Genomic DNA, 8,365 nt, shown 5'->3' on the forward strand with positions numbered 1-8,365 from the left:
GGCGCCGAGGGTGACCCGGCCGCCGGAGAGGTGGTCGAGCGAGGCGATGGTCTTGGCGAGGGTGATCGGGCAGACCGGCTGCCGATGCCGCGCAGCAACCCGATACACAGGTTCTGCGAACCCTTGCAGTACTGCTGGACGATCGCGAACCACAGCAGCGTTCCGGCCGCGGCGATCACCGCGGCATCGTCGTGATGTGACCCGAGGAACGGCGCCAGCACCAGTTCCGGCGCCAGCACGTACACCAGCCCGACCACGGTCATGAAGGCGGCGCCGAGGCCGACCGTGCGGCGGGCGATGGCGGTGACCGCGGTGTGATCGCCTTTGCCCACGGTACGGCTGACCAGGATCGAGGAACCCTGGGACAGTCCGATATTGACCTGGTAGACGATATAGGCGAGCTGATTGACGATATTGCTCGCGGCCAGCGCCACCGGACCGAAACCGCCGATCAGCACCGCGGCGACCGAGGTGATCGCCGCCTCGGCCCCGTAGGTCAGCGATATCGGCGTCCCCATCCCGACGATGCGCCTGACGGTCGCGCGATCGGCCTGCCAGGCCCGCAGCGACAACAGGTCGCCGAGCACCGGGTCCCGGCGCAGCCGGGCCAGGTAGGTACCGAAGGTCCAGCACTGGACGAGGGTGGTGGCCAGGCCGATACCGGCGAGACCCAGTGTCGGGAGACCGAACCATCCGAAGATGAACAGCGCGTTGAGCAGTGCGTTCACCCCGATCGACCACAGGGTCACCCGTAGCAGCGACCCCGCGCGGCGCATACCGACCGCGAACTGGCGCAGAACGTTGAGCCACAGCATGGGAACCAGCCCGGGGGCCAGCGCCCAGATGATGGGCCGGGCGAGGTCGACCACCGTCTCGTCCTGGCCCAGCCAGGGCAGGGCGCCGCCGAGCGCCACGAGCGCGACCGCCCCCGCCGCCGCGGTCAGGGTGGCCACGAACAACGCGGCCCGCAGATACCCGCGGATCTCTTCTCGCGCCGGGTCGTCGAGCCGGTCCGCGCCGGTCCGCTGCTCGCCCCGCCCGGCCGCGGCGGCGACGAGGTTCCCGACGCCGGTGACCATACCGACGCACATGGTGCGCAGCTGGTTGTAGAGCAGCAGGGCCAGGCCGCCGGCGGCGACGGACGCGATACCGAGCAGGCCCATCATCGCGAGATCTACGGTGGTCAGGGCCACCTGGGCGAGCTGGATGCCGGCCAGCGGCGCCGCGAGGACCAGGATGGCCCGGTAGTTGTGCCAGTGCCGGATCATCGCCGGATCACGCTCCCGCCCGCTCGATATCGATATTCGCCAGCCGCACCGACTCGTCGTAGGCCCGGAACAACCGGATGACCCGCTGCCGGGCGGCCTGATCGTAGAGCCCGCGCGCCGAGAGCCAATCCTCGTCGTAGACGCTGTCGAGGTATTTCTCGCCCGCGTCACAGACCAGGACCACCACCGTGCTGCCGGCCGGGAGCAGGACCAGCCGGCGCAGCGCCGCGTACACCGCCGCCCCGCCGGTACCGCCCATCAGGATTCCGGTGCGCCGCGCGACCACTCGCGCGGTGGCGAACGCGTCGATATCACCGACCCGGCAGTTCTCGTCGATCGACCGGTATCTCACATTGCCGCCCACCGGGAATCCCGCCGGGCTACCCGCTCCGGTCTGCCAGTATCCGCCCGGTTCGGCACCGAAGATGATGGAGCCCACGGGTTCCACACCCAGCGCGCGAACTTCCGAACCCAACCGGCGCAGTTCCTCCACCGTGCCGCACAGTGAGCCGCCCGTACCGACCGCGCCGATCAGGTAGTCGATATCGGTCGCGAGATCCTTGCGCAGCTCACCGGCCAGATCGCGGTAGCCCGCGTTGTTGTGCGGATTATTGTGCTGGTCGGGATGGAACGCCCCGGTGCCGGCCGCGATCTCGGCCGCGACCGCCCGGCGCCGCACACTGCTCGGGCCGCCCGAGCCCGCACTGGGGACGGTGACCAGCCGGGCACCCATCGCCCGCATGGCGCGCAGTTTGTCCGGCGCGGCGTGATCGTCGACCACCGCGGTGAAGGTGTATCCGCGTTCGAGCGCCAGCAGCGCCAGTCCGGTCCCGGTATTTCCGGAGGTGGGTTCGACGATATGCCCGCCCGGGCGCAGGTCACCGTCGAGTTCGGCCTGCAGCACCATCTCCCGGGCCATCCGGACCTTCGCCGACCCGGTCGGATTGAACTGTTCGAGTTTGAGCAGCAGTCTGCTGCCCGATCCGGTGCGCACCAGTTCGAGCAGAGGGGTGGCACCGATCAGTTCGGAGGCGCAGCGGACCACGTTCTCACCACGCACGGGCCGGTGCGCGGTCATCGGTCGGGCCTCCAGCGCAGCCGCCCGTCCGCCTCGGACACCACGATCTTCGGCGGCAGCGGGAGCTGATGGAATTCGCTCTCGTTCTTGTCCATCTGATAGCCGGCGGTATTCGGATAGAGCAGGAGGTCACCGGGGCGGGGCCGCTGGGCCAGGGCCACTTTGCGCCAGGTGAGCACGTCGTATTCCATACAGCTGGCGCCGCCCACACAGGTGACCGCGGGCCGTGGCCGTGCTTCGGCCGTGCGCGGGACCAGCACCGGATCGGGCAGGAACTCGCTACCTTTCCACTGTTCGGACACGCTCATACTGAGCCCGTGCACGGTGGTGATGCCGTAGTCGGTGTGCTGTTTGAAACCGAGAACCGGGAAAACGCTGAAACCGGCATCGATGAGCAGCGCGCGGCCGGGTTCGAGATACAGGGCGATCCCGGCGTCGCGTAGATGTGCGGCCAGGCTGCGCCCTCGGAAAGCGCGGCCGAGTACGGCGTCGAGCATATCCGCGCCGGTGGGCTGCTGGGCGTAGGGATAGAACTTCTCGAACCGCTTGCCGGCGTGGAACCACTCGGCGGTGTGGTCGCGGGTGAACGCCGCCCAATCCCGTTCCCGCACATAGCGACAGGCGAAACCGCCGCCGATGGAGATGGCCGTCACCGGCAGGCCCAGCGATCGGGCCCGCTCGCACCAGCCGATCATGTCGTGGGCCAGTTCGGCGCGTGGTGCCACCGCGTATCCGTCGAGGTGGAACGAGAATCCGGTGAGTTCGATCCGGTCGCACAGCTGCGCGCAGCGGGCGACGGCACGCTCGAGATCCGGGTCCGCGAAGCCGAAGCGGCTGTGTGGCGCCGAGGGCGGCAGCCGCCGCAGCAGGATCCGCATCCGGCCCGCGCCGGCGGCGATGCCGGCGGCGCGTTCGAGTTCGTCGAGCGCGTCGATGGCGACGACGCAGTCGTGGCGGGCCGCCAGGCGCAGCAGCCCGTCGGTTTTGGCGGCACCGGTGACGCCGATATCGCGGCCGCGGACGCCGTGGGCCAGGGCGTGCACGAGTTCGGGTTCGGAGGCCACATCCACCGCCGCGCCGAGCTCGGCGACGACGGGCAGCCAGCAGCCGGCCTTGTTGGCCTTTTTTCCGTAGTACACCCGGCCGTCCACCCGGTGCCGGGTCAGTACCTCCTGGAAGGCGCGCAGATTGGCGGCGAAGCGGGCCGGGTGGACCACATGGAACGGGCCGCCCACCGCGTAATGGATATCGAACAGCAGATGCGGATCCTCCCGGACCCGGCGCTGCCACGGAAGTTCGATGGCGGGCAGGGCCGGTAGCCCGGCCGGGGCGGTACTCAGCTCCACAACCGCACCCGCTGTCCGCGTCCGGCCGCCACGGCCCGGGTGGCGAGAGCGTGCGCGACCGGGATATCGGTGATCACCATCCCGCTCGAGAAGGCGAAGACCCGGTCGGACTGCGCGCGCCGCCCGGGCGCGCGCCCGGCCACGATATCGGGCAGTTCGGCGTCGATGACGAGTTCGCCGCCCTCGCCCGCCAGCCGGGTGCCGGTGACGCCCAGCTGCCCCGCGCTGGTCGCTATCGCGTAGTCGGCGGTGCGCAGCGCACCGCTTTCGACACCCTTGCTCGCCACCGAGATCAGGAGTCCGCCCGGCGGCAGCCACTCGGTGCGCACCTTCGGGTGCGCGGCGCGGCCGGAGGCGACGACGACGATATCGGCGTCGGCGGCCGCGGTGGGCACATCGTCGACGAGTTCGAGTTCGCGGCCGGGGAACCAGCGATGCAGCGCGGCGCGGCTGGCGGCGATCCCGTCGGGGTGGGTGCCGAACAGCCGCAACCGCCGCAGCCCGGGTAATGCGGTGAGCAGGTAGGGCAGCGTATTGCGGCCCTGGACCCCGGTGCCGATCATCAGCGCGGTCTCGGCGCCGGTACGGGCGGCGTGCTTGGCGATGATCGCGGTGGTGGCGGGTGTGCGGGCCGCGCCGACCCGCTGGCAGTCCATCAGCGCGAAGGGTGCTCCGGTGGTGTCGTCGTAGAGGCTGATGGTCGTGTAGTACTTCTCCGCGCTGTCATTGCCCTGGCGGTAGGAGGTCTTGAAAGCCAGATGCTCGAGCGAGCCGTCGTAGCCGAGCATCGAATAGGACACGGCATCGCGCCCGGGATCCGGTAGCGGCATCATCAGCTTCACCGGGCAGGCCGAACTGCCGCGGGCGAAGGCGAGATAGCCCTCTTCGACGAGTTCGATGACCTCCTCCGGCGTGATATCGATATCGGCCAGATCGGTGCGGGTGAGTATGTGTAGCGCGTTGCTCATGGAACTCCGATGTCATGCGAATCGACTGCGGCGGAACGTCTTTCACCTGTCGTCAATGGACCGGCAGCATCGAAGTATACTGATAATGACAATCGTTACCAGTAGTATGTGAGATGTCGCACCCGCCGGGGGTGGCGCGATCCGCTGCTGCCGGGCGACTTCATGGACTGCACGGAACATATTCTCGGGCAATGTGTTTCGCAGGTTTCGCGGATCGGCGGGGGCTCTTCCGCAAATTTCGGCACCCGGGCCTGTCGCTCCTCGATGTCCAGGGCAAACGCCGCCGGACGGGCGAACCGGTATCTCCCGGCACCGCGCCGGGCGGGGTTCCGCGGCACGGCGCGGCGCGGGGAGGATGATGGGCGGCGTGACCGACGATCCCACCGCACCCGATATGAAACCCCGTAGCCGCGATGTCACCGACGGCCTGGAGAAAACCGCGGCCCGCGGGATGCTGCGCGCCGTCGGTATGGGCGACGACGACTGGACCAAATCCCAGATCGGGGTCGCGTCCTCGTGGAACGAGATCACCCCGTGCAACCTCTCGCTGGACCGGCTGGCCGGCGGCTGTAAGGACGGTGTCTTCGCCGCCGGCGGGTATCCGATGCAGTTCGGCACCATCTCGGTCTCCGACGGGATCTCGATGGGGCACGAGGGTATGCATTTCTCGCTGGTATCGCGGGAGGTCATCGCGGACAGCGTCGAGACCGTCATGCAGGCCGAACGCCTGGACGGCTCGGTGCTGCTCGCCGGCTGTGACAAATCCCTGCCCGGGATGCTGATGGCGGCGGCCCGGCTCGACCTCGCCAGTGTGTTCCTCTACGCCGGATCCATCCTGCCCGGTATCGCGAAACTGTCCGACGGCAGTGAGCGGGAGGTGACCATCATCGACGCCTTCGAAGCGGTCGGCGCCTGCTCGCGCGGACTGATGAGCCGCGCGGACGTGGATGCCATCGAACGGGCGATCTGCCCCGGTGAAGGCGCCTGCGGCGGGATGTACACCGCCAATACGATGGCGAGCGCGGCCGAGGCGCTGGGGATGTCACTGCCCGGCAGTGCGGCGCCGCCGGCCACCGACCGGCGCCGCGACGGTTTCGCCCGGAAGAGCGGTCAGGCGGTGGTCGAACTGATCCGGCGCGGGATCACCACCTCCGATATCCTCACGCTCGAGGCGTTCGAGAACGCCATCGCCGTGGTGATGGCGTTCGGCGGCTCCACCAACGCCGTCCTGCATCTGCTGGCGATCGCGCACGAGGCCGGAGTTCCGCTGGATCTCGACGATTTCGCCCGCGTGGGCCGCCGGGTTCCGCATCTCGCGGATGTGAAACCGTTCGGGCAGCACGTGATGACCGATATCGACCGGGTCGGCGGCGTTCCGGTCCTGATGAAGGCCTTGCTCGACGCCGGGCTGCTGCACGGCGACTGCCTCACCGTGACCGGCCGTACGGTCGCCGAGAACCTCGCCGCGATCGCCCCGCCGGACCCGGACGGGAAAGTCGTGCGGGCGCTGTCGGCGCCGATCCACCCGACCGGCGGCATCACGATTCTGCGCGGCTCGCTGGCCCCCGGCGGTGCCGTGGTGAAATCGGCCGGTTTCGAATCCGATGTCTTCAGCGGTACGGCCCGGGTGTTCGACCGCGAGCGGGCCGCGATGGACGCCCTCGAGGACGGCACCGTCGCGGCCGGGGATGTGGTGGTGATCCGGTACGAAGGCCCCAAGGGCGGCCCGGGTATGCGTGAGATGCTGGCGATCACCGCCGCCATCAAGGGCGCCGGTCTCGGCAAGGACGTACTGCTGCTGACCGACGGGCGGTTCTCCGGTGGTACCACCGGACTGTGCGTGGGCCATGTCGCCCCGGAAGCGGTCGACGGCGGGCCCATCGCCCATATCCGCGACGGCGACCCGATACGTCTCGATGTCGGCGCCGGAACCCTCGACCTGCTGGTGGAGCCCGCGGAACTGGCCCGGCGCGCCGAAGGCTGGGCGCCGCTGCCGCCCCGGTACACCCGCGGTGTGCTCGCGAAATACGCCCGGCTGGTGGGCTCGGCGTCCACCGGCGCGGTCTGCGACTGATCCGCGCGGACCGCGGCGGCGTCAGCGTACGGCGTCGATGAGGTGGCGGGTGGAGTAGGCGACGACGGGCCGCGCACGTCGTCCGCAAACTGGAACGTGTTCTTGCCTTGCGCCGCGTCTTGGCCGATGCTGGGGCGATGGATATCGGGATCGCGCTGCCGACCATGTGCCGGGATTACGACCGGGCGGCGACCGTGGAATGGTGCCGCCTCGCCGATGCCGGACCGGTGTCCAGTGTGTCCTGTGGTGAACGGATGACCTTCCACAACGCCGAGATGTGGACGACACTCGCCGCCGCGGCGGCGTTGACCGAACGGGTCCGGATCTTCGCCAATCTGTCCGTGCTGCCCGCCCATCCGGTCGCGCTGGTGGCCAAACAGGCCGCCACCATCGACGTCCTCTCCGAAGGTAGGTTCACCCTCGGCGTAGGAGTCGGCGGACGCGGTACCGACTATCGCAGTCTCGGGGCCGCGTCCGAGCGCCGGCACGAGCGGGTGGATCACGCCGTCGCCGAACTGCGCTCGCTCTGGGCGGGGGAGCCGCCCTTCGACGGCACCGACCCGGTGGGCCCGCCGTGCGTCCAGGCCGGCGGTCCGCCCGTACTCGCCGGCGCCCTCGGCCCGAAATCGCTGGCGCGGGCGGCGCGCTGGGCCGACGGCGTGGTGTCCTTCAGTGTCGCCGGTTCCCCGGCGGAGATCGCGTGGTCGGCCGAGGCGGCCCGCCGGGCCTGGGCCGACGCCGGACGGGGCGCGCCGCGGCTGGTGAGCGGCTGCTTCTACACCCTGGGGGTGGCCGAACCCGACGCGGTGCTTCGCGAATTCACCGCGGAGTATCTCGGATTCCTGGGGTCGGCCAATGCCGCGGCCGCCGCGGCGGCGATGAAAACCTTCGAGGCCGACGCGCTGCACCGGGTCCTGGACGCGGCCGAGGCCGCGGGACTCGACGAATTCATCCTGGTTCCCGGGTCGCCCGGGGTGCCGGTGCTGGAGCGGACGCTGGAGCTGATCGGTTCCCGCTGAGCGCGGGCCGGCACCGGCCCGGTGCTCTCGGTCCGGCCGGGTTCTCAGCTGAAGTGTGCGATCGAAAGCAGGCCCGCGACCAGCGAATATATCGCGAACGGCAGCAGCGTGCGGGTCTGGAAGTAGCGCTCCAGATAACGGACGGCCAGCCACGACGACAGTCCGGAGACGACGGCGCCGGCCAGGATCGGCCCGCGGATCGCCGCGGCCGCCGGACGGGCCAGCTCCGGCGCCTCCACCAGGCCCGCGCCCAGAATCGCCGGAGTCGCCAGCAGGAAGGCGAATTTGGCGGCATCGGGATGTTCGAGACCGCGCCACAGTCCGCCGACCATGGTGAGCCCGGCCCGGCTGAAACCGGTCAGCAGCGCGCCGAGCTGTGTCAACCCGATCGCGAGGGCGTCGCCGTTGTCGAGGGCCGCCAGCCGGCGATCGGATCGGTGCGGTGCGCGGCCGGCGGTGGTGACCGCGCTCGCCCGGCTACGCCGCAGCGCGTGGCGGCGGCCGTATTCGGCCAGTGTGGGCTCGTTGCGGCGCCGTAGGCCCTCACCGACCAGGAGCACGACACCGTTGAGGGTCAGGAAGATCGCGGCGAAGACGGGCGCCGCGAACAGC

The 8,365-nt window shown here is 70.0% G+C and carries 6 protein-coding genes and 1 pseudogene; 2 read left to right on the forward strand and 5 right to left on the reverse strand.

The features are described 5' to 3' along the window. Positions 1–137: 137 nt before the first annotated feature. From ACWDU1_RS25445 to ACWDU1_RS25460, 4 genes and pseudogenes are all read right to left on the reverse strand, one after another. A pseudogene (locus tag ACWDU1_RS25445) lies at positions 138–1,268 on the reverse strand (MATE family efflux transporter); the annotation flags it as partial. 7 nt (positions 1,269–1,275) lie between these two features. Next, positions 1,276–2,346: a PLP-dependent cysteine synthase family protein gene (locus ACWDU1_RS25450; RefSeq protein ID WP_450002186.1), complete on the reverse strand. Its 1,071-nt coding sequence runs from the start codon at positions 2,344–2,346 to the stop codon at positions 1,276–1,278. Next, positions 2,343–3,692, reverse strand: a complete 1,350-nt coding sequence (locus tag ACWDU1_RS25455) for an alanine racemase (RefSeq protein WP_450002188.1) — start codon at positions 3,690–3,692, stop codon at positions 2,343–2,345. Before ACWDU1_RS25455 ends, ACWDU1_RS25450 begins: the two co-directional genes overlap by 4 nt. Continuing rightward, entirely contained in the window at positions 3,683–4,660 is a 978-nt protein-coding gene (locus tag ACWDU1_RS25460) for an ornithine cyclodeaminase (RefSeq protein WP_450002190.1), read from the reverse strand. Before ACWDU1_RS25460 ends, ACWDU1_RS25455 begins: the two co-directional genes overlap by 10 nt. A gap of 394 nt (positions 4,661–5,054) precedes the next feature. Here ACWDU1_RS25460 and ilvD point away from each other — a divergent pair, with 394 nt between their 5' ends. After that, entirely contained in the window at positions 5,055–6,734 is a 1,680-nt protein-coding gene (gene ilvD / locus ACWDU1_RS25465) for a dihydroxy-acid dehydratase (protein ID WP_450002195.1), read from the forward strand. 137 nt (positions 6,735–6,871) lie between these two features. Continuing rightward, entirely contained in the window at positions 6,872–7,753 is an 882-nt protein-coding gene (locus ACWDU1_RS25470; RefSeq protein WP_450002192.1) for an LLM class flavin-dependent oxidoreductase, read from the forward strand. Positions 7,754–7,797: 44 nt separating this feature from the next. On the opposite strand, the gene ACWDU1_RS25475 is transcribed toward ACWDU1_RS25470, so the two are convergent. Continuing rightward, positions 7,798–8,365 (reverse strand): undecaprenyl-diphosphate phosphatase (locus ACWDU1_RS25475; RefSeq protein WP_450002194.1); only part of this gene is annotated, 568 nt, incomplete at its 5' end.

It is taken from the genome of Nocardia sp. NPDC003345, assembly GCF_053589395.1.

Bases quoted from the DNA above. Each gene is read 5' to 3' on its own strand.
- ilvD (WP_450002195.1), top strand. From the start codon at position 5,055: ATGAAACCCCGTAGCCGCGATGTCACCGACGGCCTGGAGAAAACCGCG.
- ACWDU1_RS25450 (WP_450002186.1), bottom strand. From the start codon at position 2,346: ATGACCGCGCACCGGCCCGTGCGTGGTGAGAACGTGGTCCGCTGCGCC.
- ACWDU1_RS25470 (WP_450002192.1), top strand. From the start codon at position 6,872: ATGGATATCGGGATCGCGCTGCCGACCATGTGCCGGGATTACGACCGG.
- ACWDU1_RS25460 (WP_450002190.1), bottom strand. From the start codon at position 4,660: ATGAGCAACGCGCTACACATACTCACCCGCACCGATCTGGCCGATATC.